A 25,909-nucleotide genomic window follows, 5' to 3' on the forward strand; every position below is an offset into this window, starting at 1 on the left:
ACTGATCTGAACCCTTCAAACTGGACCATTTTTGGCTAGAGTTTTCCGGTGCATTTTTCCTGGCTGTGAAAGGAACGGAAGACGATGAAGGCATCGCAGTTTTCGGACGCACAGAAGGCGTTCATTTTAAAGCAGGGTGATGAAGGCGTTACGGTTGCGGAAATCTGCCGGAAGGCAGGGATCAGCCAGGCGACCTATTTCAACTGGAAGAAAAAATACGCGGGCATGTTGCCGCCGGAGATGAAGAAGCTGAAGCAGCTCGAGGACGAGAATGCACGGCTGAAGAAGATTGTCGCGGATCTGACGTTGGACCGCGAGATGTTGCAGGACGTCATTCGCCGAAAGCTCTAAGGCCTGCTCGCAAGCGGGAGATGGTGAAAGGCATGTGCCAGGACTGGGCGATCTCGATCCGGCGTGCCTGTGGGGCGCTGGACTTCGATCGGTCGACCCACCACTACATCTCCCGCCGTGCCGATCAGGCCGGTCTTGAGCGTCGTATCCGTGAGATCTGCGAGACCCGTGTCCGCTATGGGTATCGTCGTGTGCATGTGCTGCTGGAGCGCGAGGGTTGGGGTACCAATATCAAGCGTACCTACCGCATTTACAGGGACTTGGGCCTGCAATTGCGTAACAAGACACCGAAACGCCGGGTGAAAGCCAAGCTGCGGGCGGATCGACAAATGGCCGTCGGGCCGAATGATATCTGGGCGATGGACTTTGTTCACGACCAGCTCGCCACCGGCAAGAAGCTACGCGTTCTGACCGTGGTGGATACCTTCTCACGCTACGTCCCGGTGCTTGATCCAAGGCACAGCTATCGCGGTGAAGATGTTGTGCAAACGCTCGAGCGGGTATGCCGTCAGGTCGGCTATCCCAAGACGATCCGAGTCGATCAGGGCACCGAGTTCGTATCCCGCGATCTCGATCTCTGGGCCTATGCGAAAGGCGTCACACTGGACTTCTCACGCCCTGGTAAACCGACCGATAACGCATTCATCGAGGCATTCAACGGCCGCTTCCGGGCAGAATGCCTGAACCAACATTGGTTCCTGACCCTTGCGGATGCCCGCGAAAAGATGGAGGATTGGCGTAGAGACTACAATGAGGTTCGGCCACATGGTGCGATCGGCAACAAGGTCCCGATCGCACTGATGAATCCGGGAAGCGTAACCAGCCCGCCTCCCTGACTGAAGCCGGAAAACTCAAGCCTCCGCTGGTCCAATGTCTGGGAGCAGTTCAAGACCCTTAGCGAGATTTTCGGTGGCGTGACGCATCTCGTCGTTCCGCTTGGCATCACGTTCTGCACTGCGACGCCGCTCCTCCTCGGTTTCACGACGATTGCTTTCAGTCTCCTTTTCCAGCGCCCGTGCGCGCAGGCCATTTTCCTTGAAGACCTGCACGGCTGCGGCCATCTTTCCGATCTCGTCAGGTCGTCCAATACCGGGAATGACGGCGTCGAAATTGTCATTTGCAAGCCTGCTCATCGCCGATGTCATGGAACTGATCGGGGCTGCGATGGAGCGGGCCACATACCACATTGTGGCGACACCGAAGAGCAGGACTGCGAGACCTACGGCCGCCAACATCCAGCCGTCACGCGTACTCATCTGCGCAAGCGTATGATCGAGGTCGGCAGCTTTGGCGAGCGCCACCTCGACGGGAACCTCGATCATGACGGACCAGGGCGTTTTTGTCCGTCCGATCATGATCGGCGCGATGGCGCGCAGTTCCTTTTCGTCGTTATAGACATTGGCTTCACCGGCCTGGATTTTTTGAAGGACGGCGCGAAGTTCAGGATCGTTGCGGTTAAATGGTTGACCGATGAGGTCCGGATTGCGGCTGGAGGCGACGATCAGGCCCTTGTGGCTGATAATTTCCACGACGGCCCGGCCACTGTAGATTCCGGCTTTTACGGACTGTGCCAGTTCCTGAACGGAAGACAGGTCAAAATCTGCGCCGGCTACGCCCGCGAAGCGGCCGTTGACCGTCATCGGCACCGACATGGTGGCAAGATAGACATTCTTGCCTTGAACGACATAGGGCAATGGATCGAGAATGCTCTCGCCCCCACCGCTCTGGGGACCGAGATACCAGCCCCCTTTCGTGACGCCATTGGGATGTAGATCCCGGCTGTCATATTCCACCAGAGGCTGGATATCGATCTGACCCGCGGCGTTTCGCGTCCAGTAGGGCAGAAAACGGCCCGTCGCGTCTGAGCCAGCCTTGCGATTGTCCTTGAAACGCTCGTCCATCCCATCCAGAGCACCCGGTTCCCATGCACTATAGGTGCCGTTGAACGCTGGATTGTCCTTCAGCACATTCAGCAGGATCTGATTGAGGCGACCTCTGCGCGTCTCTGGGGGAATAGAGGTATTGCCATCCGTCAGGGCTTCGAAGCTACGCGCCATGTTGCGGGCGGCATCGAAAGCTTCGTTGAGCGACCCCTGAATCTTACTAGCCTGTGCTGTGGCAAGGCGCTGCAGGCTTTCCTTCGTCAAGTCGCGCGTCAACTCCGACACGCTCTCTGCGACGACCGCTTGACTGTTCTGCGTTGCTATGAGGCTATAGGTCAACAGTCCACCCACGGCCGCGAGAACACTGAAGGCGGATAAGACTGCTATTTTACTTTTCAGGGAACGGAACTGCATGGGATTTCCTCTCGTTTGAATTCGAGACAAGTTCCCAACGAAACGTCTGACGAATGGTTAACGTCGAATATTACCGGTGAATTCCATAACTAGAAATTCAATATAAAAATCATTACATTGCTAAAATGATCGTCTGTTCGTCTCACAATTGCGTCTTTTACAGGGAAAGTATTTTATAAAAATTTGATAATTGTTATATCGGCATCTGCGCGTCTTTTTAGAAGACATTGTCTATCTGAAATCATTAGATGATTCACAACGGCGGTTAAACGCCAAGGTTTATTTAATGATTTCTTATATTGAGCTTTGAACAAGCGCTAGACGAGACATCGCCGGGGCACGCGATCCGAAGCAACCCCGTCACACATCGAGAAGCGCGATCCCCAGATCAGGCCTCTTGCGTCGACGCAAAGCGACGGCACTTTCGCGGATGATGATCTCCAATGTCGGATGAACGATGCCACTGATGAAATGCCCTCCTTTGGTTGAACCATCGGCAAAACCGAGGACAGCATGCATATGGAGGCTGGCTTTTCCTTCGTCGTCGACGGCCATATCCCCGATGGCGCTTAGAACTTCCGACTGGGTATCGACCGGAATGTCGATATAGCGTTTCTGGGCGAAGTCGAAAAAGCCGAGCTTAGCGCGTTTGAAAGCACCGATTGCGGTGAGTGATGCTCCGGTGATGTTCTGCTCCTCGCAGAATTTGGTGATGGCGCCAAACGCCTCTTCGCCATCGTCCAGGACGAGCACGAAGTTGCGTTCGCTCCATGGATCGCTTTTACCCAGTTCTTTGCTTTGCATGTGATTGTCTCTCTCTACCGATAGGACCTGAAGGAAAAATGGCCGTGTGCGTTCGAAGTTCCTTGAGAGGAACGATGTCATAGCGAAGCTCGTTGAGGGAGGATCGATCAGAGGAGGGCCAGATGGCACATATCGAAGACGACACCACCAAGGTTTGGGATCTGGCTGAAAAGATCGGCTTTTGCATGCTGACAACGCAGACCGGGTCCGACCTTCGCGCACGCCCCATGGCGGCGCATGCAGAGCGATTGGAGAATGCTTTTTACTTCCTCACCGATGTTGCTAGTCACAAGGATGAGGAGATCGCCCGACACCCGAATGTCTGCCTCGCCTTCGCCGACTCGAAGGGACAGAAATACGTCTCGATTTCCGGTACCGCTGAGGTTCAAAACGACCGTGAGCGGATCAGAGACCTGTGGTCGACGCCGGCGAAAGCGTGGTGGGACAGTGCGGAAGACCCGTCCATTCGTGTCCTGAAAGTCATGCCTTCCTCCGCTGAGTACTGGGACAGCCCCGGCACCGTCATTAGCTACATCAAGATGGCCGCCGCAGCCGTCAGCAACACGCGTCCAGATATGGGCGAAAACGCCAAAGTCGATATGTGAAACCATTATGGCCAGCGACGACCCGCTGGCCATTTTCTCGCGAGCCTGCAGATGGCTCTCAGCCCAGTATCACGCCGATGCCACCTTCATCTTCAGGCTGGTTTTCGGTCTCAGCGTTACCTTCATCAGCGGCTCGGGCGTGATGCCGTCCGTTCTCAAGCGCATCTTCTGCAAGATAACGGCCAAAACCGCGACGGCTTCCATCACGGCGAAAGCGTTGCCGATGCACACGCGCGGGCCTGCCCCAAAAGGCATATAGGCATAACGGTGCCGGGCCTTCGTCGCATCAGTCAGGAATCTGTCGGGATCGAATTTCTCCGGTTCATTCCAGATTGCGGCATGATGATGGACGGCATAGATTGGAACAAACATGACGGTGCCTTCCGGCACAAGATAATCTCCAAGCTTGAAGTCCTTTAGCGCCGTCCGCGTGATGATCGGAGCTGGTGGATAAAGCCGCATTGCTTCGGAAAACACCTGCCTCGTGTAATCGAGTTCCCCGATGTGCTCCGGCCTCACCTCCCCGCCTCGCGTGACCTCTTCGATTTCCGCCAACACCCGGGCCTCGCATTCGGGATTTCGCGCCAGAAGATCGAAGGTCCAGGCGAGACCAAGAGCTGTCGTTTCATGGCCGGCCGTGATGAAGGTCATGAGATTATCGATGATCTCGACATCGGTCATCATACGCCCGGTTTCGGGATCGCTCGCGGAGATCAGCATGGAAACGAGATCCTGACGATCCGACGGGTTACACCGGCGCTCTTCCAAAACGCTCATCAGGCTCGAGCGCAAAAATTCCACCGCCCTCATGGCCCGCTGTCTTCCCGGATAGGGAGTCCAGTCCGGTGCGCCGACGACACCAAGTGCAAAGGTCCAGCCGCTAGGGCGAAGATAATCGGTGATGCTGCGCTCAACCCGTTCAACATCAATGCCATGACCACCGGACATCATCGTTTCGACAATGATATCGAAGGTCGTCTTCATCATCTCGTGGCCAATATCGACCGTTCCACCTTGGTGGCCCAACAATCGGTCGCGCGTTTGTCTGGCAGCGTCGAGCATGGTGGGTTGAAGTGCCGTCAACGAAGATGGGCGAAACGCGCTGGCGACTGACTGGCGTTGCCATTTCCAGTGTGCCCCGTCGGCCGTCAATAGTCCTGACCCAAGCGCGGGGCCAAGTGCACGACGAACCTGATCCCCCTTTCCCAACACATCCGCATTCTTCACAAGCGCCTCATGGATCAGCGTTGGGTCGGAGATGTAGATGCTGACCCGCCCGGCGACTTTTGAAAACACCAGGGGTTCGGTGAAGACTGCAGGTGGCAGTGCTTCGAGTGGGTTGCGGATAAGCGCCAGCAGCGCTCTGGCCGTCGACGCTTCCGTCACAGGTCCCATGGGCTTCAGTGATACGCTCTGGTCGTTCAATGGGCTGCTCCGTGTCATTGCTCTTCTTGTTTCTGATATGGGAAGCCCAATGCAGATTGCGAAGGGATGGGGTGTCTACGGTACTCGTTTTGATCTCGGTCGTTGTCTTAGCTCTTGTGGTTCAGCGGGCCGAATATGCGTCATGGGAGGTGTTTTTCAGCAACGAAGTGATGCTGGAGCCAGGTTGGTTGACATTTTGGACCGGAGAAGCGCCATCAGCATCGGTTTCACACTGAAGCTGTTGGTATGCTTCTTTTTGATCAGGCTTCGCAGATAGCCACCGGCGGAATTGATCTGTCCAGATCTCTCCAGAATACACGCTATGATTGCACTGGTGGCTTGTGGGCCTACCTGTCTCTCTGCTTCATCATAAGCCGATTGACTGATAGAGAGCATGGTTTTCACCACATTGGCTGCAGTTTTGAGGTCCATCCAACTCCTCACAGTGCCATTGGGGCCGTAAAGCGCGATCTCAGGGCAGGCTCGTAGCACCGTCTGGAGATCATACTTCTCTTCGCTGAGGGTTCCCTCGCTTTTCGAGGATTGGTTTGCGTTGATCGCCAATGGATGTGCCTCTGCCATCTCCGCTTCCGGAGTGTTCGCGTTTTCCACAGGGCTGCCATCTTCAAAATAGGATTCGGATTCTGAACTCTGTATAAGCCGCTCATTTTGATAGGCATTGGCGCTTATTTTTTCGATTTCTAGCTGTTTTTCCAAAAGCTTAGCAATATCGTTCCGGATTTCGCTCAGTTCATCGAGAATAAGGTTGAGCTGCGGTGCCTTTGTCTTGCGATCCATCTTTGCAGTGACGACGATTTGACGTGCGTGAAAGACATCCAGTCGATCTTGGTCGGTGCAGTCGGCAAGAAGTTCGATGAGTTTGACAATGTCACGCCGGCACAGGCTGATCTTTTCACGCATGCGCTGGAGCTGAAGGTGCTCCTCGGCCAGCATGTCCGCAATGGCTTCGATCTCGTCAGAGCGTGCGATGAGAGGTGCGAGCGAGAATCCGAAAGCATCGCTGATACTTCCAGCGCGATTCTTCCTGGCATAGCGTTTTCCGTTTGGACTATCCTTGCGCAGAATGAGACCAGCATCAACGAGCGCTGCAAGATGCCGGCGCAATGTCTGCTCCGACATTCCATGGGCCCGCAGTGACAGTTGGTCATTGGATGGGAAGACCACCAAACCATGTTCGTCGGACAGTTCTGTTTTCGGATAGAAGCTGAGAAGTGCGTTGAGAACGGCCAGAGACCGGTCCGAAACGCCTAGGACGGTTCTTGCTTCACAGATCCGACGGAAAAGTTTCCACTTGTCGATGGAATGTTCCGTATTGATGCGTTGAGACGCAAATTGATGTGCGAGTTGGGCATAACTAACCCCTCGCCGCCCAAAGGGCGTCGTTACAGTATCGCTATTCATGTCTTTCACCTTCAAAAAGGCAAAAGAAAATCGCTCACCGAAAAGAATTCGATGCCAAGACTCTTGACTATGATTCGCGGAAATGAGATTCTTCGGGTGCTTAAATCAAAGAAAGGCTTCCGCGCGGCAACGTTCGGGGGCTTTTTTCTTTTGGGCCAGATGCTCCTGTTTCTGTTTCACTCGTTGGTTTCGTTAAAGCGCGTCGAATCTTGAGAAAGCCGTCTCGCGCTTGGATGTCGTGTTCGAACCTGTTGCTATCGCAAAGCCTTGGTTGACCTCGCGCAGCAGACGGGCTCTATTGTTTAGAGCGGTGCTCCTCAAACAGAGCCTGCAGGTGCTCCAGAACGAAAGACGCGAACTCAGGAGCTTCCTTGCGGTCGATGGAGATGTCGATCTTGCGGTCCGTCTCGACGATCTTCGCGAGTTTTTGACCGCTCTTCGACGCCAGAACACCGCTGCGCTTGGGTTCCACCTTCGGCTTGAGATATTCCAGCAGAGCCTTGAAACGTTCTTCAGAGGCGAGCCTTTCGATGCGATCGTCCTCAAGGAAGGACCGAGCGACATCATTCACCTTGGATGACGTCAACTGATCAGCGAGATCCATCCAGTTGCGGCGGCCGACGCCAGGAGCAGGACCAACCTTGTCCACGATATCATCGGGAATACGGCCTACGACCGACAGCATGTTGGAAAGATCGCTCTTATAGAGAGACATCGCCGCCATGATGGTCTCACGCGAAAACCTGAGCTGCAGCTTCTGTGCAAAGCGCGCTTTCTCGATGTAGCTGAGATCGCGGCGTTCGTTGTTTTCCTGGCCCTGTGCCACGACAAGCTGCTCGTCTGTCAGATCACGAACAACGGCACGAACAGGAATACCGATTTCCGCGACAGCACGCAGACGACGATGTCCGAACGCGACCTGATAGCGGCCGGGCCTATCTGGATGCGGGCGAACCAGGATCGGGACCTGTTGGCCCTGCTCACGAATGGCTTCGACCAGGCCCACATCTGCCTCACGCGATGCCGGCATGCGGTCGGGAATAAAGGATGGATCGATATCTGCAGGATCAAGCGCAACGATCGCCAGGCCTTCAGCCAGCTTCTTTTCGATTTCTTCGGCACGCTTGCTGCGTTCGGAAACCTCGTTGAGTGACTGACCGATCATTCCAACGGGCGAGTTCACGGTGTCGGTCACCAGATCCGGCGACCCGAGAATAGGACGAATGCGTGGGCGCGGACGGTCCGCAGCGGCTTCGTTGTTGTCGGCATTACTGCCGCCGAGATTGGCGAAGATTTGCTTTCTGCTCATGCGTTTCTACCCCACGCTTTTTTTATCAGGCCTTCAATTTCGGCATTTACGTTAGTCATGGCTTCCAAAGCACGGTCATAAGTCGACCGGGTGAAGAGGGTCCGTTCAACTTCAAACAAGGTCTGATTGGTCAAACCGGCGTCGGAGATCGCCGTGCTCTTCAGCATTGGATGGTTCAGAACGTTCTCACCGAAGATGGAACGTAGAAACGCCACCATCTGGTTCTGTGGTCCGTCGCTCGGTTCGAAGCGCGTGACCAGATAACGCATCCAATGATAATCCGAGCGCGCACCGGCACGGCCGATTTCAGAGAGAAGATCGCCGGTCATTGCCAGGAACTGGTTCATCGACATTACGTCGAGCATTTGCGGATGAACGGTCACGAGAACCGAGGTCGCAGCCGTCAGGGCAGACAGTGTCAGATAGCCGAGCTGAGGAGGGCAATCGATGACAACGACGTCGTAGAAGTTCTGCACCTGAGCGATTGCCTGACCGATGCGGGCGAAGAACAATGTGTCGCCAGGCGCGCGGCGCATCAAAGCACGAGGCGTGTCATGCTCGAACTCCATAAGCTCCAGATTGCCAGGAATGATGTGGAGGTCAGGGATGTAGGTGCCCCTGACAATTTCTGCGACCGGACGCTGTTCATCGTCGTAGCGGATAGCACCATATAGTGTTTCGTTTGGACCGACATCCAATTCAGGCTGGTGACCGAAGAGGGCAGACAGACTGGCCTGCGGGTCAAGGTCGATGGCGAGAACGCGATAGCCGCGCAACGCCAGATACTGAGCGAGATGCGCGGAGGTAGTCGTCTTGCCTGAGCCGCCCTTGAAATTCATGACTGCGACGACTTGGAGCGCCTCACCTTCACGGCGATGCGGCAGATAGCGGCGTGTACCGCGGGCACCCTGATCGAGGTGTTTGCGGATCGCGTGGATGTCGTCGACGGAATAGCTACGGCGACCGCCGCTCTGCGATGCGCTGAGGTCCGGCATCTCGGCGGCGATCTGGCGAAGATAGGCCTCACCAATACCGATCAGCTTTGCTGTCTCGGAAGGAGAGAATGTGCGCATGGTCTTTTCGGACAACGGCGCAAATGTGTGAGCATTGTGCGCCTGAAGCTGTGCAGACAAAGCTGCCGAATGCTGTAAGATGAGGCTCGTGAGATCGGGCGCTCTCTCAGCAATGTTGGGGTCAGCACCAGGTGTCATTTCTCTCTTTTCCGCTCGTTAGATCAGTTGCGGTTTTTTCCGTCGAAATCGGATTTTTCCGCAACTGGGATATAAGCGCCGATTCTCTTTTTGACGCAATAGGCATTTCTTAAGCCAAACATGAATCTTTTCAGCGTCATACAACGGCATTTTGAATCAGAAATAGAGTTTGGTGGCTCGGCAAATGCGCGAGGCGGAACCTCCATTATGCGTTCACCGTGTTAGCCGCGGCTAACCGATTTCTGGAGCGCTGCCGAGCGACCCCTATGTGTCGATGCTTTCATTTGCTTTTTGAGTTGGCGTGAGCTTTGTTGTTCATGCAATGCCAAGGAGGCCAATATGATCTATGACGTCGCGGTGGTGGGATCCGGATTTTCAGCGATCAGTCTGGTGACCAATCTTTTGCAATTGCTTCCGGCAGGGACATCGATTGCCATCGTCGGCGATGATGCGAGCTTCGGAAGAGGAACGGCATATCGCACTGAACTGCATCTTCATCGGTTAAATGTACCAGCAGCGCGAATGAGCGCATTTGTCGATCGTCCCGACGACTTTCTCAATTGGCTGAGTAGCCGAGGACGGGACGTAGACGGGTCTGGCTTTGCCAGCCGAAATGACTACGGACTTTATTTGCGCGATACACTCGCCGCCCTTCTTCGAGATCAAAGGCAGCGAATCCGAGTCGACTTTATCAAGGCCAAGGCGATGTCGTGTGCAGCCATTAGTGAGGGCCGTGTCACCTTTCGGCTTAGTGACGGAACGTCGCTGATTGCCGAAAGGGGGGTCCTGTGTCTTGGCGTCGGGACGGCAAGTTTACCGAGGCTAACTCGAGAAGCCGATATGGCGCTGCTGCGCCGCGTCGTCCGAAACCCATGGCGTCTCAACTGGCTCTCCAGAGTTCAGCCCGATGACACGATCTGTATCTTGGGGTCCGGCTTGACGATGATCGATCAGGTTTTGTCGCTCCGGAATATGGGGCATCGCGGAAAGATCCATGTAATCTCCCGCCGTGGCCTCGTCCCGCATGGTCACAGCACATCGCCCGTCACCCCTGTAGACCCGAAGCTGAATGCAGGCCGCAGCGAAATCAGTCAAATCCTGGCCGACCTTCGGCGCGTTGTAAGAGCGGGCGCTGAGTGGCGTGCCGTCATGGATGGTTTGCGTCCACAGACCCAAAAGCTCTGGCAGTCCCTAGATGAGCCGAAGCGGGCGCGGTTCCTTCGCCATGCCCTTGCCTGGTGGAATATTCACCGGCACCGGGTCGCGCCGCAAGTGCATGAGGTCTTCGATGGATTGCTGAAGCAGGATGTGGTCAAAGTTCACGCTGGTTTCGTACAAAGTATTGCCAGGGCGGAGGAGGGGCCTTTCCTGACCTACCGTAAACGAGGTGAAACGGGCCAGGTCTGTTTGCCGTTCGACTGGCTGGTAAATTGTACCGGCATGGAACGAGCTGGGATCGCTCACTCTCCGCTTCTGCAGCAGATGGTCACAGATAAAATGATCGATACCGACCCACTTGGATTGGGCATCAGGGTCGATGCGCAGTCCCATGTTCTCAAGCCTGATGGGCATGCGCAGTCTGACCTATTCGCTGTGGGTGCCTTGACAGCGGGGCAGTTTTGGGAAATTACTGCTGTGCCTGACATACGTGTGCAGACTCGCAAAGTCGCCGAATCGATCCAACAACGTGTTCAAGTCGAGGCATCGCAAAGCGATCAAAATCCTGCAAAAACAGCTATACGAAGTGCAGAAAGCAAAGCGTGACTTTGCTTTGATATGAGGATTTTTGTCGTTATATTACAACGGGATGAAAATTCTTAAATTTTGACTAAATCTGGTCAGATACGGTCCGGGGCGGGTTCCTCACCCCGGACCTTCTTCACACCTTGAGCGATCACGCAGCTCGCTGAAGTGCATCCTCGATCATGGAGACGATCGTATCGATCTGATGTTCCTCGATGATCAGGGGAGGAGAGAGCGCTATGATATCTCCCGTAACGCGGACAAGAAGGCCCTTCTTGAAGCAATCGACAAAGACGTCGTAAGCGCGTGTTCCTGGAGCACCGTCGCGCGGGGCAAGTTCGATGGCGCCGACGAGGCCGAGATTGCGGATATCGACCACATGTGGTGCACCCTTCAGTCCATGGAGGGCATCTTCCCATTTCTGCGCCAGCGATGCCGCGCGTGTCAGAAGGCCTTCTTCCTCATAGATCTCGAGCGTCGCGATGCCGGCGGCGCAGGCAACCGGGTGGCCTGAATAGGTGTAACCGTGGAACAGTTCGATCTGGTTTTCTGGGCCGTGCATCAGCGCATCATAGACATAGCGCTTCGCGAACACCGCGCCCATCGGGATCGAGCCGTTGGTGATACCCTTGGCGGTCGTGACAAGATCCGGAACGACGCCGAAGTAATCGGTGGCGAATGGCTGACCGAGACGACCAAAGCCGGTGATGACCTCATCGAAGATCACCAGGATGCCATGCTTGTCGGCAATGGCGCGAAGCCTTTCCAAATAGCCCTTGGGTGGCAGGATCACGCCGGCCGAACCCGACATCGGTTCGACAATCACTGCGGCAATCGTCTCTGCGCCGTGAAGAGCGACGAGACGCTCCAGATCTTCCGCAAGCTCCAAACCATGCTGTGGTAGACCCTTGCTGAACGCGTTGCGCTCCAAGTCGAGTGTGTGGCGCATATGGTCGGCGGGGATCTGCGGGAAAACGCGGCGGTTGTTGACGAGACCGCCAACCGAGATGCCGCCGAAGCCAACGCCGTGATAACCCTTCTCACGGCCGATGATGCGTGTGCGTGTTCCCTGGCCGATGGCGCGCTGATAGGCGATCGCAATCTTGAGCGCTGTGTCTACGGATTCAGAACCAGAACCTGTGAAAAAGACACGATCGAGTTCGGCAGCGGTACCGCCTGGTGCATGCGCGGCGAGCTTTTCGGCAAATTCGAAAGCGATGGGATGGCCCATCTGGAAGGTGGGCGCGAAATCCATCGTGGAGAGCTGTCGCTCGACAGCCGTCGAAATCCGCTTGCGGCCGTGGCCCGCATTCACGCACCACAAGCCTGCCGTGCCGTCAAGGATCCGGTTGCCGTCAATATCGGTGTAGTACATGCCCTCAGCACTCGCCAGCAGACGGGGTGACGCCTTGAACTGGCGGTTCGCCGTGAACGGCATCCAGAAATTGGCGAGGTTTGGCATATTGGCTTTGGTTTGATGGTCCATGAGGGTCCCCTTGACTTGGATGATGCATCCATCCGCGACTTTATGGCTGTAAACAAGTCCTTTTTTGTTCAGTCCTAACCTATTGTTTTAACTGAGTAGAAGGGTGTATGTTTGCGCTATACCGAACATGTGAAACGCGGAGATTTCAATGAGCGTCGATATTGGCAACAGATTGCGTCATCTTCGGTCGATGCACAAGTTGTCGCAACGCGAGTTGGCCCGCAGGGCAGGCGTAACGAACTCGACGATTTCGCTGATCGAGTCCAATTCGGCCAATCCGTCCGTTGGTGCCCTGAAGCGGATCCTGGACGGCATTCCGATTGGCCTTGCAGAGTTTTTCGCCTTCGAGCCGGACAAGCCGCGCAAGGCGTTCTATGCTGCGCAAGAGCTGGTCGAGATCGGCAAGGGGCCGATTTCCTACCGGCAAATCGGAGATAACCTGTTCGGCAGGAGCCTGCAGATTCTCAAAGAGTGTTATCAACCCGGCGCCAGCACCGGACGTGTGCCTCTGGTGCATGAGGGGGAGGAGGGTGGCATCGTGCTCTCTGGCCGGCTGGAGGTCACCGTCGATGACGAACGCCGCATTCTTGGGCCGGGTGACGCCTACTACTTCGAAAGCAGGCGCCCCCATGTCTTTCGCTGCGTTGGGCCGGTGCCCTGCGAGGTGATCAGTGCCTGCACGCCTCCGAGCTTTTAAAGAACCGATCAAGGCGCTTTTATTAGCCGACTAATTAACGGTATGATTGAGACCCGAGGTGTCACTCGCTTGATGCAGGAAGATATGAATACCCGTTCTCACGCTTCACCGGATAGGGGTTTTCTTTGGTCAGCCTTGCCAAATGCACGGTGTTGCGAGCCAGCATGTCGACGGCCTTCGTCACTGTTTCTGGGATATGCTCCAGATCGGAAAAGTTTGTGCTCCCCATCGCTTCGCCCACCCAATAGGCCACCGCGTTCGGGGCGATCGTAAAGCCGACATCGTTCAGGGCCTGATAGAGTTCGGCGCAAACATGGTGGGCGCCATCTTCATTGCCGACAACGGCTGCGGCAGCAACCCGCCCGTAAGATACCATCCTGCCCGCGTCATCGGTTTCTTCAAGAAACGCGTCCATTCGCTCCAACGCACGCTTCGACACGCTGCTGGGCTGTCCAAGCCATATTGGTGTGCCGAGGATGAGAATATCTGCGTCGAGAACCTTTTGACGAATTGCCGGCCAATCGTCTCCGTCGCCCTCATCAGAGGACACGCCGGGCTTTATGTTAAAATCTGCAAGCCGGATAGTCTCTGTCTCCACACCGACTTTTGACATCGCCGACGCAATGAGTGCGAGCATGCGATCCGTCGATGATGGCTCGCCGCCAGATGCCTTCAAGGTTGCATTAAGCGCGATTGCTTTCAAAGCCATTGTCGTCTCCTCCAAGGTGAACATCGTCTCGTAACCGCGACACGAAAGGCTTGTTCCCGTGTCGCAGATTGCTCGTGACGCATGGAGGCGCGTGGATTTGATTTACTTCGATTGGGGAACGATGCTGATCATCTCGTCTTCCGATGGTTGCTCAGCGGGGTCCAGGTGAAGCGCCTGGTCGGCTTCGACCCTGCGAGATCGTGAAGCTGCGGGTAACGTGATGGTCTCCCCAGTCTCAAGCGATCGCTCAACCGCAGCCAGGACACGCATGTCCATCAAGCCTTCCTCGCCATTGGCTTCTGGATCGCGGTCGTTCAGAATGCAGTCGGAAAAATACTGTGTCTCGTTACCAAACTGGTCTACCGGCTCGAAGACGTGTTCCTTCGTTCCCTCGTCGGTGATTTCGCGGTAAGCGATCCCCATGGAAGGCCCGAACATGTAGCAGGGCGAAGCCTCGACCGTCGCCTTTGTTCCGACCAGTGTGAAGTTTTCGGCCGATGCGGTGGCGTAACTCACCGTAAACTGCGCGGTGCGCTCTTGCGGAAACAGCAAAGTGACCGCGACTGTATCATGAAAGTTGAAGCCGCGATCTTTGGCCTTGGTTCCAACCGCGTGAACCGCGACGGGCTCGCTGCCAAACAGGTTGCGCACTGCATTGAGCGGATAGGCACCCATGTCTGGCACAGGGCCGCCCCAATAGCCGTTATGACCACGAGAGTTTTCTTCTGCGACATTCTGGGCGAAGGTTGAGGAGAAGCTGCGCAGATCACCAAAGTCGCCATTACGAGCGCGTGTGAAAAGCTCGACATTGCCGGGCTCGTGATGAAGACGATAGGCAATCATCAGCTTGGCGCCGCTTTTCTTTTGTGCTGCCAGGATCTGTTCAGCCTCCTCGACGCTCGACGCCATCGGCTTTTCCAGAAGCACGTGAATGCCAGCCTCGAGAGCGGCAACGGCGAATGGGGCGTGACGGAAGTTTGGGGTGGCAACATAAACGGCGTCGATTTCGCCGGACTTCAGCAGCTCATCATATTGCTCGTATGACAAGGGTTTTATTCCGTAAAGTTTTGCAAGCTTGTCCGCTTTCACCGGATCACCGGTTACAAGCGCTGCCAGCTCGGAATTGTTGGTTTGCTTGATGCCGGGCATGAAGGCCTGCTGTGAGATTTGGCCTCCGGCGACGACGGCGTAACGGATTTTCTTTTCTGGTGATGGCATTGCGCTCTCGAAATTCGCTTGATTGGGAGCAACGCAGCTGGGTGCGGCATTGCCAATGAGGAATGCCGAACCTTCAGCAATGTTCCGGATCAAGGACATGATGGTCTGCCCCAAGCGTGTCGGATTCGGACTCCGTTTGGCAGTCGGTTCAATAAGCGGGGTGCTGCAAATGGGGTGATGGCTGTTGGGCCAATGTGCTGCCTGCGCTTGTGTTTTGTGGCGCTTTGCTCGCATGCCATCATTGGTCGAATACCGGCGGCACCATTGGTGTGCGAGACATGTCCTTCAGCTTTCCGGCCATGCAAAAAAGACCTACTTAGAATTATTCTAAAACGACTTGCGAAGCACGGATCACAGGAGTAATTAGAATCATTCTAAAAGGATGGCACGATGTTCCGCAGTCTCTTCTCTTCCTCCAAACGTCCCTTTTCCTCTCTCAACGAGCAGGAAATCCTCGCTCTGGCCATCTCGTCGGAAGAGGATGATTCACGGATCTACCGGTCCTATGCGGATCATTTGCGCGCTCAATATCCGCAATCCGCCAAGATTTTCGACGACATGGCTGAAGTGGAGCACACGCACCGCAATGTCCTGATCGACATGCACAAGCGCCGCTTTGGCGATGTCATTCCACTCATTCGGCGCGAGCATGTGCGCGGCTTTTATGAGCGCAAGCCGGACTGGTTGATCAATACGCTGTCGCTAGACCATATCCGCGAGCAGGCCGAAGAGATGGAGCAGCAGGCCATTCGCTTCTATGATGAGGCAATTCGCCATGTGACCGATGCAGAAACCCGCAAGCTTCTCGGCGATCTGGCCGAAGCGGAGCGGGGGCATGAAGACATTGCCGGCATGCTCAGCGACAAGCATCTTCCCGAAGATGCGCGATCGGAAGAAGATGAGACCTCCAAGCGCCAGTTCTTGCTGACCTATGTACAGCCGGGCCTTGCGGGCCTGATGGACGGCTCGGTGTCGACGCTCGCGCCGATCTTTGCCGCAGCTTTCGCCACCCAGGATACATGGCAAACCTTTCTGATCGGTCTTTCCGCCTCTGTCGGTGCTGGCATTTCCATGGGCTTTACCGAAGCCGCTCATGATGACGGCAAGCTTTCAGGACGCGGATCGCCGATAAAGCGCGGCTTCGCGTCCGGTATCATGACGGCTGTCGGCGGTCTCGGTCACGCGCTTCCCTACCTCATTCCGCACTTCTGGACGGCAACGGCGATTGCCGCCGTCGTCGTGTTCATCGAGTTGTGGGCGATTGCCTTCATCCAGAACAGGTTCATGGAAACACCGTTTCTGCGCGCCGTGTTTCAGGTGGTCCTCGGCGGCTCGCTGGTTCTGGCGGCCGGCATTATCATCGGGCACGGATAAATTTCAGGACAGAGGAAGCAGCCGGCGTTTGACCGGCTGCAGCTTTACGATCGATGTGTTGGTTTCCGCCTTGTCGGCGATCCGGTCGAGGATCGTGTCCAACTCCTCGATCGAGCGGACATGCAGACGGGCAATGAAGCAATCGTCTCCCGTCACCTTGTCGCATTCCGAAATCTCAGGGATTGCCTCGATGAGTTGCTGAACAACATGCAGCTTGCCAGGCAACGGGCGAACACGAATGATGGCCTGGAGCGTGAACCCGATACTCGCCGGGTCGATTTCCACTGTAAAGCCGCGGATGACGCCCCGCTCTTCCAGTCGCTTGATCCGCTCGGATGTACTCGGCGCCGACAGTCCCACGTGCTGCGCGAGATCCTTGACAGACATTCTTCCATCATTCGACAGAAGCTCCAGAATGCGCTTGTCGACATCGTCGAGCATTTGCTTTGTCCTTTAAAGCGAAGGCCAATTCCAGCCTTCTTTTGATAGGATTTCTTGAGGTAACGCCTTTTAAAATTCAAGGCAATCTCCAATCAAGTCCATTAGGATCCCTGCATCACAATGAGGGCCTGACCATGACTGAAAAGATGCGCGGCGTAATTGAAATGGCAAGCGCGATGGTGATTTCCGGCACCATCGGCCTGTTTGTTGTCTTGTCCGGCCAACCTGTGACAAGCGTCGTATTTTGGCGCTGCGTTTTCGGCGCGGCGATCCTGCTGCCGATCTGCGCAGCAATGGGATTTTTCCGGCTCGGTATCATGTCGCGCAAACAGTTGGGTTTCGCAGTGCTCGGCGGAATGGCGATCGTCACGAACTGGCTGCTGTTATTCGCCGCCTATCCACGCGCTTCGATTTCGATTGCGACCGCGGTCTACAATACCCAACCCTTTATACTGGTGTCCATGGGCGCGCTCTTCCTGTCAGAGCGGCTGACGCTCAATAAGATGTTGTGGCTCGCCATCTCGTTTCTCGGCACGCTGGCCATCATTTATGCGAAGCCCGGTGCCGGATATTCTGGTGAAAACTATCTCGCCGGAATTGCGCTCGCTCTCGCCGCCGCCTTCTTCTATGCGGTGGCCGCCATCATCGCCAAGACATTGAAGGGCGTTCCGCCGCAACTGATCGCGCTAATTCAGGTGGTCACCGGCATTTTTCTGCTCATGCCATTCTCGGCAGAGGGTCCTCGCATCGAGGCGCAGGCTTGGATGATCTTGGTGACGCTTGGCGTCGTTCACACCGGACTGATGTATATTCTGCTCTATGGCGCAATCCAGAAATTGCCGACCAACCTCACCGGCTCCCTGTCCTTCATCTATCCGGTGGCGGCGATCATGATTGATCGTATCGCCTTCGGCCATCACCTGCAGCCACTGCAGATCATCGGCGTGGTTGCCATTCTTGTGGCCGCCGCAGGTTCGACATTGGGCTGGTCTGTTTTTCCCCGCCTGAAAGCAAAGCGCGACGCCTTGGGGTAAGACATCGCGTTCTGCGCTTCGATAACGCTATACTTAAGCGGCGTTTGCCAATGCTGTCTGTTTAGCGCAGTGCGCCAACCAGAACATCGCGGCCATCTTCGATGGAGACCCAGCGACCGGTGTTGAAGGAAGCCTGACGCTTCAAATAGGTGTAGTTGGTGTCGGTCCACAGCTTCACCTCGTTCGACAAATTGTCGAGGATGAAGTCGCCGTCATTGGTTCGCACGGTCAACACGGCGTGGCCTTCGCCATCGGGCTTGCGCACGACGGTGATGAGAAGATCGGAGACGGCAAAGCCCTTCTCGATCAGCTTCTTGCGCTTCAACAGCACGAAGTCTTCGCAGTCACCTGCGGTCTTGGGATATTCCCAATACTCGTCCTTGCCATAGACTTCCTGGTCGGTCATGGCGACGATTGTGGTGTTCACTTCAGTGTTGATGTCGCGAATGACAGTCCAGCCATAATCCGTCACGCGAGGAGCGGGTGTCAGCTTGCTGCGAATATCGCATTCGGATGCGTATCTCTGGCAGAATTCGTAATGGCCGATCGGCTGCGATGTAATGCCGCCCGTCACCATGGCCGGGCTGCCTTTGTTTTCAGCCTGCACGGAGGCCGCAGAAAGTAGTCCGGCCGCCACTGCAATGAGCAGCGCCCGTGCCTGCGATGCATTCATCATCAAACCCGTCCCTTGAAGTCTTAATAAAGTGTTAAGAGAGATCAGGGGTAAGTGTCAATCGGAAGCGGGCCCTCTATGAACGCAAGATGAATATTATGGTTAAGAGCGTTGCCGAAATGCTCAAAGCATAAGGCCCGAAAATCGAAATCGATTTTCGGAAAGAGCGGCCCATCGATTCAAAGGGGTAGAGCATACTTTGTGCGCCCTTAAGGACGCCCGGTGCCCTAAGCCACAAGGCTTTTGACCGCACCGAGCATTCTCTCAATGTCCTGGGGACGCGAAAGCCGATGGTCGCCATCACGGATAAGGCTCAAGACCACATCGTCGGCAGGCAGGTGTTCCATCAGTCGTAAGGCATGTTGGTAAGGCACGTCTTCATCACGCATGCCTTGCAGAATATGAACGGGGCAGCCGGTATCGATCACACCTGTCAAAACCAGATTGTTGCGGCCGTCCTCCATCAGATCGCGGGTGAAGATGTTGGGCTCGGGGCTGTATTCCGATGGCTCTTCGAAATAGCCGCGCTCGGTAAGCGACGCCTTTTCAGCTTCCGTCAGATTGGGCTCGATCAATTCCGCAGTAAAGTCCGGCGCTGGCGCAATAAGGACAAGACCTGAAACGTTCGGCCCCTTGCCGCGCTTGCGCAGTTCTTCGATCAGTCTGAGCGCAATCCATCCACCCATGGATGAACCGATCAGAATGACGCTTTCAGGTGCCTTGTCGTCCAGAACGGCAAGAGATTCCTCCAGCCATCGTGAAATGGTGCCGTCTCTGAACTCGCCTTTCGATGCGCCATGACCAGAATAATCGAAGCGGATGCAGGCGAGCCCCTCCTGTTGCGCAAAGCGATCGAGCTCGACGGCCTTCGTGCCTGTCATGTCGGAGCGGTAGCCCCCGAGCCAGACGAGGGCAGGGCGATGATCCGACGCTTGCGCCGATCGAGACAGGATTGCGATCTCGCGCGCGGCGTCACCTTCGCCGACGACAATATACTGTGGGGCTTCGTGTGGCTGCGTCATCTTATTCTCCATACGTTTCTTTCCCCTGTAGACCAGATTCGTAAAAACCACGACAGGAGGTGATTTTTTTGCAAAGCCATGCTATTGACTTCCCAGAGGCGTTCACGACATTTCAGCCATTTGCACCGACAAGCTGTTTTTGCCGACGCGATATCGAAACAGATCAGGAGAATACGACCATTCGCAGACCGTTCAAAGCCGATGCCCCCGTCAAGGAAGGCCCGCGCTCCAACAGGGAAATTCGCATTCCCAAAATTCAGCTGATTGATGAAGAAGGCCAGAACCTCGGCGTGATGCCGACGGACCAGGCGTTGAAGATGGCGGAAGAGGCCGGTCTTGATCTTGTCGAGATTTCGCCGAATGCAGAACCGCCTGTTTGCAAAATTCTCGATCTCGGTAAGCTGAAATATTCGACGCAGAAGAAGGCGGCCGAAGCGCGCAAGAAGCAGAAGATCGTCGAGGTCAAAGAAATCAAGATGCGTCCGAACATCGACACCCATGACTATGAGGTGAAGATGAAGGCAATGAACCGTTTCTTTGAAGAAGGCGACAAGGTGAAGGTAACGCTGAAGTTCCGTGGCCGCGAAATGGCTCACCAGGAACTTGGCATGAAGCTGCTTCAGCAGGTGAAGGAAGATACCTTGACAATCGCCAAGGTGGAAGCCGAGCCGAAGCTCGAAGGCCGCCAGATGATGATGGTGCTTGCACCGAAGTAATGCTTGGGCGCGCTGGCATCGAGGTCGGCGTCTTCCACTCTCGCAGGGGAAGTTTGGCTTCCCCGTTGCGCTTTCTCATAACTGCGGTTATAAGCGCGCGTCCGAACGGTCCGGCAGGGCATGCCGTGGCCGTTCTTGAATAGCTTGAAACGGGCTTCGTCTGCCTGTTTCGATACAAAATAACGGAGTAGCAAAATGCCCAAGATGAAGACGAAATCCGCTGCAAAAAAGCGGTTCAAGATCACTGGCACCGGCAAGGTTCTCGCAGCCGCCGCCGGTAAGCGCCACGGCATGATCAAGCGTTCCAACAAGTTCATTCGCGACGCGCGCGGAACCATGGTTCTGGCCGAAGCTGACGGCAAAAAAGTCGTCAAGAACTACCTGCCGAACGGTCTCTAAGACTCTTCCGCATTTTTGGACACTTTAAGGAGATCATGACATGGCACGCGTAAAACGTGGCGTAACTTCCCGCGCCAAGCACACCAAGACACTCAAGGCAGCCAAGGGCTTCTACGGCCGTCGCAAGAACACCATCCGCGCAGCAAAGGCAGCGGTTGACCGTTCCAAGCAGTACGCTTACCGCGACCGCAAGGTCAACAAGCGTAACTTCCGCGCTCTGTGGATCCAGCGTATCAACGCTGCTGTCCGCGAATTCGGCCTGACCTATGGCCGCTTCATCGACGGCCTGAACAAGGCTGGGATCGAAGTCGACCGTAAGGTTCTGTCCGACATGGCTATCCATGAGCCGGCAGCTTTCGGCGCGCTCGTCGACGCCGCGAAGAAGGCTCTTGAGTACCTCAAGGATGCAGGTACGGCCAACGAGTTTGAATCCGCTGTAAAGTAATTACGGCGCGGACAAATTGTTGTTCATTTGAAACCCGCGCCGGGCAACCGGGGCGGGTTTTACGTTTGAAAATGCTTCCTTTCCAGAAGGAAGCCCTCTGGGCGCTTTGGCGCCGACGGGACTATCATGCTTCAGGCTGCCAATGCGAGCGAGAGGGAAAAGGGCTTCCATGTTCATCTGGAAGATGCCGATATTGCTGCGCTCATGCAGACCCTGTTGATGAGCGAAAAGCGCATCCAGCGGCTGGAGCTGAGTTCCGGCGCCGTCTGGATCAAGCGTCAGGGCACCGAAGAACCACGGTGGTGGAGCAAGTTGCAGGGCTTCGCCGCCCGCCTTCTTCCATACGCGTTCCTCAGACCCTCCCCGGTGCTTTCGCCTGTCGAGATGATGGCGCGTGAAAAGCGCCGGATGATAGAGTTCGGCAATGCAGGCTTCACCGTTCCGGCGATCATCTATTCCTCCGATACCGCCATCGTGCTGGAAGACGTGGGGCCGACTATCCAGGGCATCGTGGCGCGCAAGGCAAGCGAAGGACATCCCGATCGGTTGCTGGTTCAGTCGGCGATCGAGCTCGGCGAGCTTCATGCCGCCGGTCTTTGCCATGGGCGCCCGCATATTCGCGACTTCTTTCTTAAAGGCGGCCGTATCGGCTTCATGGATTTCGAGGAAGAGCCGCAGGCGGTCATGCCGCTTGCCAGCGCTCAGGCGCGTGACCTGTGGCTGCTGTTCTTGCCACTGAGCGCCTTTGCCGAAAACACTGATGCAACGCTTGGCGCTGCCTATCGCGGATGGTCCGCCCATGCACCACAGGCGACCATCGATGAATTGCGTCGTCTGGTACGTGTGCTTGGCCGATTTTTGCCGCTCGCCCGGTTGATTGGCCGCGTGCAGATGGGTAGTGATCTGCGACGCTTTATCGTGGCGACCGACTTTCTAAAGAATGCTGTTGAAACCGATGTCGGGGCCAAGACCTCCGGCAGGGCAGGAAAAGATGACTGAACTGGACACTTTGAAATCGCAACTGATGTCGGAGATCGCTGCGGCGGCAGACGAGGCGGCCATCGAGGCCGTGCGCCTATCGGCGCTTGGCAAGAAGGGCTCCGTTTCCGAGCTTCTGAAAACGCTGGGCACCATGACGCCGGAAGAGCGCCAGACACGCGGCGCGGCCATCAACCAGCTGAAGAATGAGGTGACGGACTTTCTTACCGCTCGCAAGAGCGAGTTGAAGGATGCAGCCATCGAAGCGCGGCTGAAGGCCGAGACGCTCGACGTCAGCCTACCCGTCCGTCAGTCTCCTGCAGAACGCGGCCGCATTCATCCGATCAGCCAGATCGTCGATGAGATCACGGCGATCTTTGCCGATATGGGCTTCTCCATTGCCGAAGGCCCGGATATCGAAACCGACTATTATAACTTCACGGCGCTGAACTTCCCGGAAGGCCACCCCGCCCGCGAAATGCACGACACTTTCTTCTTCCAGCCGGATAAGAAGGGTGAGCGCAAGGTTCTGCGCACCCACACCTCGCCGGTTCAGGTGCGCACCATGGAAGCGCAGAAGCCGCCGATCCGTATCGTCATTCCCGGCAAGACCTACCGCCAGGATTCCGATGCCACCCATTCGCCGATGTTCCACCAGGTCGAAGGCCTGGTGATCGACAAGAAAGCGCATGTCGGAAACCTTCGCTGGATTCTCGAGGAGTTCTGCAAGACATTCTTCGAGGTCGATAGCGTCGTCATGCGCTTCCGCCCATCCTTCTTCCCCTTCACCGAGCCGAGCTTCGAAGTGGATATCCAGTGCGACCGCTCCGGCCCGATCATCAAGTTCGGCGAAGGCAAGGACTGGATGGAGATCCTCGGCTGCGGCATGGTGCACCCCAATGTGCTGCGCGCCGGTGGGCTCGATCCGGACGAGTATCAGGGCTTTGCCTGGGGCATGGGTCTCGACCGCATCGCCATGCTGAAATACGGCATGCCGGACCTGCGCGATTTCTTCAACGCCGATGTTCGCTGGATGAACCATTACGGCTTCCGCCCGCTCGACATGCCGACGCTGTTCGGCGGTCTGAGCGTCTGATCGGTCAAGTCGAGGAGTATATAGTATGAAATTCACGCTCTCCTGGCTAAAAGAGCATCTCGATACGGATGCCTCTCTGGAGCAGATCTGCGAACGCCTGACGGCAATAGGTCTCGAGGTCGAAGATGTCGACGACAAGGCGGCTTACAAGCCCTTCGTCATCGCCAAAGTCCTGTCGGCGGAAAAGCATCCGGAAGCGGATCGCCTGAAGGTGCTGTCGGTGGATGCCGGTGACGGTAAGCCGGTGCAGATCGTTTGCGGAGCGCCGAATGCGCGCGCCGGCCTCGTTGGCGCTTTGGCGCGTCCGGGGACCTATGTTCCGGGCATCGATGTGACGCTTTCCGTCGGCAAGATCCGCGGCGTCGAAAGCCACGGCATGATGTGTTCCGAAAAGGAGCTCAACATGTCCGACAATCACGATGGCATCATCGATCTGCCGGAAGATGCGCCGGTCGGCACGTCTTTCGCGTCCTATGCCGGGCTTGATGATCCGGTCATCGAGATCAACCTCACGCCGAACCGTCCGGATTGCACCTCGATCTATGGCATCGCACGTGATCTGGCGGCCTCTGGTCTCGGCACCTTGAAGACGCGGCCCGCACCGAGCTTCAAGGTCGAGGGCGCAACGCCGGTCGATGTCAAGCTGGAGCTTGATGATGCGGCTCTCTGCCCGGGCTTCTCGCTTCGCATCGTGCGCGGCGTGAAGAATGGCCCCAGCCCGAAGTGGATGCAGCAGCGCCTGCTGGCAATCGGCCTGCGCCCGATCAACGCATTGGTCGACGTCACCAACTACATGACCTTCGATCAAGGCCGTCCAATGCACGTCTTCGATGCGGCGAAGGTCAAGGGCGATCTCGTCGTGCGGCGCGCAAAAGACGGCGAAACGATCCTTGCCCTCGATCAGCGTGAATACAAGCTCGGTCCAAACAATGTGGTGATTGCCGACGACAATGGGCTCGAGTCCATCGGGGGTGTCATGGGCGGCGAACATTCCGGCTGCGACGAGAATACCGTCGATGTGCTGATCGAGTCGGCACTTTGGGATCCAATCAACATTGCCAAGACCGGACGTTCTCTCGGCATCATCACCGATGCGCGCTATCGTTTCGAACGCGGCGTCGATCCGGAATATATGGTGCCGGGCCTTGAGCGCACGACGGAACTGGTGCTCGATCTTTGCGGCGGCGTGGCTGGAGAAGCAAAGGTCGTCGGCTACAAGGGCTTCGAGCCGAAGTGGATTGATTTCCCACTCTCCGAGGTAAAGCGCCTGACGGGTCTCGAGGTTTCGGCGGAAGAATGCCTTGCGATCCTCAAAGGTCTCGGTTTCGGCATCGAAGGCTCCGGCGAGCGTGTTTCCGTGTCGGTGCCTTCATGGCGTCCGGACGTCGATGGCAAGGCGGACCTGGTGGAAGAGGTCATGCGCATCCATGGCGTCGATAACATCAAGCCGGAACCGCTTGAGAGCCTCGGCGCCATCAACGGGCGCATTTTGACGACGCTGCAGATCCGCACGCGTACCGCGCGCCGTGCACTTGCAAGCCGCGGCATGCTGGAGGCCGTCACCTGGTCCTTCATTCCGGAAGCGCAGGCGAAGCTCTTCGGCGGCGGCTCCTCCGCGCTCAAGCTCGCCAACCCGATCGCTGCCGATATGTCCGACATGCGGCCGTCCCTGCTTCCCGGTCTTTTGACCGCAGCCCAGCGCAATGCCGACAAGGGCTATGGCGATGTGGCAATCTTCGAAGTGTCGGGAACCTATGAGGGCGATACGCCGGAAGGCCAGCGGCGTGTCGCCGGTGGAGTTCGCCGCGGCACCGCATCGCTTGCCGGTGCAGGCCGCATGTGGTCGAACACAGCAAAGGGCGGCGGAAAGCCTGTCGATGTCTATGATGCGAAGGCCGATGCTCTGGCAGTGATCGAAGCCTGCGGCTTGCCGATGGCGAATGTGCAGATCGAGGCCGGTGCTCCGTCCTGGTACCATCCTGGCCGTTCCGGCACGATCAAGATGGGTCCGAAGGTGGTTCTTGGTTACTTCGGCGAATTCCATCCGAAGACGCTGGGTGCTCTTGATATTTCTGGTGCCTATTGCGGCTTCGAGATTTATCTCGACGCCATGCCAGAACCGAAGAAGAAGGCAACGCGCACCAAGCCGGCGCTGGAGCTTTCACCGTTCCAAGTGGTGAAACGCGACTTTGCTTTCGTGGTCGACAAGTCGGTCGAAGCGGGCGCCATCATCAAGGCGGCAACCAGCGCCGATCGCAAGCTCGTCACCGGCGTGAATGTTTTCGACGTCTTCGAAGGCGCGTCGCTCGGTGAGAATAAGAAGTCGATTGCGATCGAAGTTCAGATCCAGCCGATGGACAAGACCCTGACGGATGAGGACTTCGAAGCCTTGACCGCAAAGATCGTCGGTAATGTCGAGAAGACAACGGGCGGCGTGCTTCGCGCGTAATCCTT

At 56.3% G+C, this 25,909-nt stretch carries 24 protein-coding genes; 12 read left to right on the forward strand and 12 right to left on the reverse strand.

Annotated elements, in window-relative coordinates:
- Positions 1-84 precede the first annotated feature (84 nt).
- Positions 85-1,187, forward strand: a protein-coding gene (locus AC07U5_RS17235) for an IS3 family transposase (RefSeq protein WP_113181014.1) whose coding sequence is annotated in 2 segments (ribosomal slippage) — positions 85-346 and positions 346-1,187 — 1,104 coding nt in all. Because the reading frame shifts where the segments join, the coding sequence is not laid out codon by codon here.
- 15 nt (positions 1,188-1,202) lie between these two features.
- Here the strand turns inward: AC07U5_RS17235 and AC07U5_RS17240 are convergent.
- Together AC07U5_RS17240 and AC07U5_RS17245 are read right to left on the reverse strand one after the other, a co-directional pair.
- Positions 1,203-2,648 (reverse strand): PDC sensor domain-containing protein, encoded by a 1,446-nt coding sequence (locus tag AC07U5_RS17240; RefSeq protein ID WP_494723739.1) that lies wholly within the window; start codon positions 2,646-2,648, stop codon positions 1,203-1,205.
- A gap of 360 nt (positions 2,649-3,008) precedes the next feature.
- Positions 3,009-3,452: a PPC domain-containing DNA-binding protein gene (locus AC07U5_RS17245; protein ID WP_494723740.1), complete on the reverse strand. Its 444-nt coding sequence runs from the start codon at positions 3,450-3,452 to the stop codon at positions 3,009-3,011.
- Positions 3,453-3,574: 122 nt separating this feature from the next.
- Here AC07U5_RS17245 and AC07U5_RS17250 point away from each other — a divergent pair, with 122 nt between their 5' ends.
- Positions 3,575-4,057, forward strand: coding sequence for a pyridoxamine 5'-phosphate oxidase family protein (locus tag AC07U5_RS17250; RefSeq protein ID WP_062423616.1), 483 nt, complete (start codon positions 3,575-3,577; stop codon positions 4,055-4,057).
- 69 nt (positions 4,058-4,126) lie between these two features.
- On the opposite strand, the gene AC07U5_RS17255 is transcribed toward AC07U5_RS17250, so the two are convergent.
- The 4 genes from AC07U5_RS17255 to repA all read right to left on the reverse strand — a co-directional run bounded on the left by AC07U5_RS17255 (position 4,127) and on the right by repA (position 9,424).
- Positions 4,127-5,500, reverse strand: a complete 1,374-nt coding sequence (locus AC07U5_RS17255) for a cytochrome P450 (RefSeq protein WP_494723741.1) — start codon at positions 5,498-5,500, stop codon at positions 4,127-4,129.
- Positions 5,501-5,638: 138 nt separating this feature from the next.
- Entirely contained in the window at positions 5,639-6,904 is a 1,266-nt protein-coding gene (gene repC / locus AC07U5_RS17260; RefSeq protein ID WP_494723742.1) for a plasmid replication protein RepC, read from the reverse strand.
- A gap of 295 nt (positions 6,905-7,199) precedes the next feature.
- Complete coding sequence (gene repB, locus AC07U5_RS17265) at positions 7,200-8,213, reverse strand: plasmid partitioning protein RepB (protein ID WP_494723743.1); 1,014 nt, start codon at positions 8,211-8,213, stop codon at positions 7,200-7,202.
- Positions 8,210-9,424 carry a plasmid partitioning protein RepA gene (repA, locus tag AC07U5_RS17270; RefSeq protein WP_448745725.1) on the reverse strand — a complete coding sequence of 405 codons (1,215 nt, stop codon included), beginning with the start codon at positions 9,422-9,424 and terminating at the stop codon, positions 8,210-8,212. The genes repB and repA overlap by 4 nt, the downstream gene beginning before the upstream one ends.
- Positions 9,425-9,763: 339 nt before the next feature.
- On the opposite strand from repA, the gene AC07U5_RS17275 reads away from it, so the two are divergent.
- Positions 9,764-11,188 carry an FAD/NAD(P)-binding protein gene (locus AC07U5_RS17275; RefSeq protein WP_494723744.1) on the forward strand — a complete coding sequence of 475 codons (1,425 nt, stop codon included), beginning with the start codon at positions 9,764-9,766 and terminating at the stop codon, positions 11,186-11,188.
- A gap of 130 nt (positions 11,189-11,318) precedes the next feature.
- Here AC07U5_RS17275 and aptA read toward each other — a convergent pair whose 3' ends face one another.
- Entirely contained in the window at positions 11,319-12,653 is a 1,335-nt protein-coding gene (aptA, locus tag AC07U5_RS17280; RefSeq protein WP_494723745.1) for an omega-aminotransferase AptA, read from the reverse strand.
- Between the two features lie 148 nt (positions 12,654-12,801).
- Here aptA and AC07U5_RS17285 point away from each other — a divergent pair, with 148 nt between their 5' ends.
- Positions 12,802-13,350 (forward strand): cupin domain-containing protein, encoded by a 549-nt coding sequence (locus AC07U5_RS17285; RefSeq protein WP_494723746.1) that lies wholly within the window; start codon positions 12,802-12,804, stop codon positions 13,348-13,350.
- 61 nt (positions 13,351-13,411) lie between these two features.
- Here the strand turns inward: AC07U5_RS17285 and AC07U5_RS17290 are convergent, their stop codons facing one another.
- On the reverse strand, positions 13,412-14,059 hold the full coding sequence (locus tag AC07U5_RS17290) for a flavodoxin family protein (RefSeq protein ID WP_494723747.1): 648 nt from the start codon (positions 14,057-14,059) through the stop codon (positions 13,412-13,414).
- Positions 14,060-14,161: 102 nt separating this feature from the next.
- Complete coding sequence (locus AC07U5_RS17295) at positions 14,162-15,277, reverse strand: Gfo/Idh/MocA family protein (RefSeq protein ID WP_494723748.1); 1,116 nt, start codon at positions 15,275-15,277, stop codon at positions 14,162-14,164.
- A gap of 390 nt (positions 15,278-15,667) precedes the next feature.
- On the opposite strand from AC07U5_RS17295, the gene mbfA reads away from it, so the two are divergent.
- A complete protein-coding gene (mbfA, locus tag AC07U5_RS17300) occupies positions 15,668-16,651 on the forward strand; it encodes an iron exporter MbfA (protein ID WP_494723749.1) in 984 nt (327 codons plus the stop codon).
- 3 nt (positions 16,652-16,654) lie between these two features.
- Here the strand turns inward: mbfA and AC07U5_RS17305 are convergent, their stop codons facing one another.
- Positions 16,655-17,092, reverse strand: coding sequence for an Lrp/AsnC family transcriptional regulator (locus tag AC07U5_RS17305; RefSeq protein ID WP_111847257.1), 438 nt, complete (start codon positions 17,090-17,092; stop codon positions 16,655-16,657).
- A 134-nt stretch (positions 17,093-17,226) separates the two neighbouring features.
- Between AC07U5_RS17305 and AC07U5_RS17310 the strand changes: the two genes are divergently transcribed.
- A complete protein-coding gene (locus tag AC07U5_RS17310; protein WP_494723750.1) occupies positions 17,227-18,126 on the forward strand; it encodes a DMT family transporter in 900 nt (299 codons plus the stop codon).
- A gap of 61 nt (positions 18,127-18,187) precedes the next feature.
- Here the strand turns inward: AC07U5_RS17310 and AC07U5_RS17315 are convergent, their stop codons facing one another.
- Positions 18,188-18,802 (reverse strand): transglutaminase-like cysteine peptidase, encoded by a 615-nt coding sequence (locus AC07U5_RS17315; RefSeq protein ID WP_062423626.1) that lies wholly within the window; start codon positions 18,800-18,802, stop codon positions 18,188-18,190.
- Positions 18,803-19,026: 224 nt separating this feature from the next.
- Positions 19,027-19,821, reverse strand: coding sequence for an alpha/beta hydrolase (locus AC07U5_RS17320; RefSeq protein WP_494723751.1), 795 nt, complete (start codon positions 19,819-19,821; stop codon positions 19,027-19,029).
- Positions 19,822-20,000: 179 nt separating this feature from the next.
- On the opposite strand from AC07U5_RS17320, the gene infC reads away from it, so the two are divergent.
- From infC to pheT, 6 genes are all read left to right on the forward strand, one after another.
- Positions 20,001-20,537: a translation initiation factor IF-3 gene (gene infC, locus AC07U5_RS17325; protein WP_111847509.1), complete on the forward strand. Its 537-nt coding sequence runs from the start codon at positions 20,001-20,003 to the stop codon at positions 20,535-20,537.
- Positions 20,538-20,732: 195 nt separating this feature from the next.
- Positions 20,733-20,936 (forward strand): 50S ribosomal protein L35, encoded by a 204-nt coding sequence (gene rpmI / locus AC07U5_RS17330; protein WP_027674722.1) that lies wholly within the window; start codon positions 20,733-20,735, stop codon positions 20,934-20,936.
- 40 nt (positions 20,937-20,976) lie between these two features.
- A complete protein-coding gene (gene rplT / locus AC07U5_RS17335) occupies positions 20,977-21,381 on the forward strand; it encodes a 50S ribosomal protein L20 (protein WP_027674723.1) in 405 nt (134 codons plus the stop codon).
- 126 nt (positions 21,382-21,507) lie between these two features.
- Positions 21,508-22,380 (forward strand): BUD32 family EKC/KEOPS complex subunit, encoded by an 873-nt coding sequence (locus AC07U5_RS17340; protein WP_274101788.1) that lies wholly within the window; start codon positions 21,508-21,510, stop codon positions 22,378-22,380.
- Entirely contained in the window at positions 22,373-23,455 is a 1,083-nt protein-coding gene (gene pheS / locus AC07U5_RS17345; RefSeq protein ID WP_494723752.1) for a phenylalanine--tRNA ligase subunit alpha, read from the forward strand. Before AC07U5_RS17340 ends, pheS begins: the two co-directional genes overlap by 8 nt.
- Positions 23,456-23,480: 25 nt before the next feature.
- Positions 23,481-25,904: a phenylalanine--tRNA ligase subunit beta gene (pheT, locus tag AC07U5_RS17350; RefSeq protein WP_494723753.1), complete on the forward strand. Its 2,424-nt coding sequence runs from the start codon at positions 23,481-23,483 to the stop codon at positions 25,902-25,904.
- Positions 25,905-25,909: the final 5 nt, after the last annotated feature.

Source organism: Agrobacterium sp. GW821-FHT02D03, from assembly GCF_059421725.1.

What these genes read in the sequence shown, in the direction of transcription:
- AC07U5_RS17320 (WP_494723751.1), bottom strand. Translation starts at nt 19,821, where the DNA reads ATGACGCAGCCACACGAAGCCCCACAGTATATTGTCGTCGGCGAAGGT.
- AC07U5_RS17295 (WP_494723748.1), bottom strand. Translation starts at nt 15,277, where the DNA reads ATGCCATCACCAGAAAAGAAAATCCGTTACGCCGTCGTCGCCGGAGGC.
- repB (WP_494723743.1), bottom strand. Translation starts at nt 8,213, where the DNA reads ATGAGCAGAAAGCAAATCTTCGCCAATCTCGGCGGCAGTAATGCCGAC.
- AC07U5_RS17275 (WP_494723744.1), top strand. Translation starts at nt 9,764, where the DNA reads ATGATCTATGACGTCGCGGTGGTGGGATCCGGATTTTCAGCGATCAGT.
- repA (WP_448745725.1), bottom strand. Translation starts at nt 9,424, where the DNA reads ATGACACCTGGTGCTGACCCCAACATTGCTGAGAGAGCGCCCGATCTC.
- AC07U5_RS17305 (WP_111847257.1), bottom strand. Translation starts at nt 17,092, where the DNA reads ATGCTCGACGATGTCGACAAGCGCATTCTGGAGCTTCTGTCGAATGAT.
- AC07U5_RS17310 (WP_494723750.1), top strand. Translation starts at nt 17,227, where the DNA reads ATGACTGAAAAGATGCGCGGCGTAATTGAAATGGCAAGCGCGATGGTG.
- AC07U5_RS17315 (WP_062423626.1), bottom strand. Translation starts at nt 18,802, where the DNA reads ATGATGAATGCATCGCAGGCACGGGCGCTGCTCATTGCAGTGGCGGCC.
- rplT (WP_027674723.1), top strand. Translation starts at nt 20,977, where the DNA reads ATGGCACGCGTAAAACGTGGCGTAACTTCCCGCGCCAAGCACACCAAG.
- pheT (WP_494723753.1), top strand. Translation starts at nt 23,481, where the DNA reads ATGAAATTCACGCTCTCCTGGCTAAAAGAGCATCTCGATACGGATGCC.
- pheS (WP_494723752.1), top strand. Translation starts at nt 22,373, where the DNA reads ATGACTGAACTGGACACTTTGAAATCGCAACTGATGTCGGAGATCGCT.
- AC07U5_RS17240 (WP_494723739.1), bottom strand. Translation starts at nt 2,648, where the DNA reads ATGCAGTTCCGTTCCCTGAAAAGTAAAATAGCAGTCTTATCCGCCTTC.
- AC07U5_RS17290 (WP_494723747.1), bottom strand. Translation starts at nt 14,059, where the DNA reads ATGGCTTTGAAAGCAATCGCGCTTAATGCAACCTTGAAGGCATCTGGC.
- AC07U5_RS17245 (WP_494723740.1), bottom strand. Translation starts at nt 3,452, where the DNA reads ATGCAAAGCAAAGAACTGGGTAAAAGCGATCCATGGAGCGAACGCAAC.
- AC07U5_RS17285 (WP_494723746.1), top strand. Translation starts at nt 12,802, where the DNA reads ATGAGCGTCGATATTGGCAACAGATTGCGTCATCTTCGGTCGATGCAC.
- rpmI (WP_027674722.1), top strand. Translation starts at nt 20,733, where the DNA reads ATGCCCAAGATGAAGACGAAATCCGCTGCAAAAAAGCGGTTCAAGATC.
- repC (WP_494723742.1), bottom strand. Translation starts at nt 6,904, where the DNA reads ATGAATAGCGATACTGTAACGACGCCCTTTGGGCGGCGAGGGGTTAGT.
- AC07U5_RS17250 (WP_062423616.1), top strand. Translation starts at nt 3,575, where the DNA reads ATGGCACATATCGAAGACGACACCACCAAGGTTTGGGATCTGGCTGAA.
- AC07U5_RS17340 (WP_274101788.1), top strand. Translation starts at nt 21,508, where the DNA reads ATGCTTCAGGCTGCCAATGCGAGCGAGAGGGAAAAGGGCTTCCATGTT.
- AC07U5_RS17255 (WP_494723741.1), bottom strand. Translation starts at nt 5,500, where the DNA reads ATGACACGGAGCAGCCCATTGAACGACCAGAGCGTATCACTGAAGCCC.
- aptA (WP_494723745.1), bottom strand. Translation starts at nt 12,653, where the DNA reads ATGGACCATCAAACCAAAGCCAATATGCCAAACCTCGCCAATTTCTGG.
- mbfA (WP_494723749.1), top strand. Translation starts at nt 15,668, where the DNA reads ATGTTCCGCAGTCTCTTCTCTTCCTCCAAACGTCCCTTTTCCTCTCTC.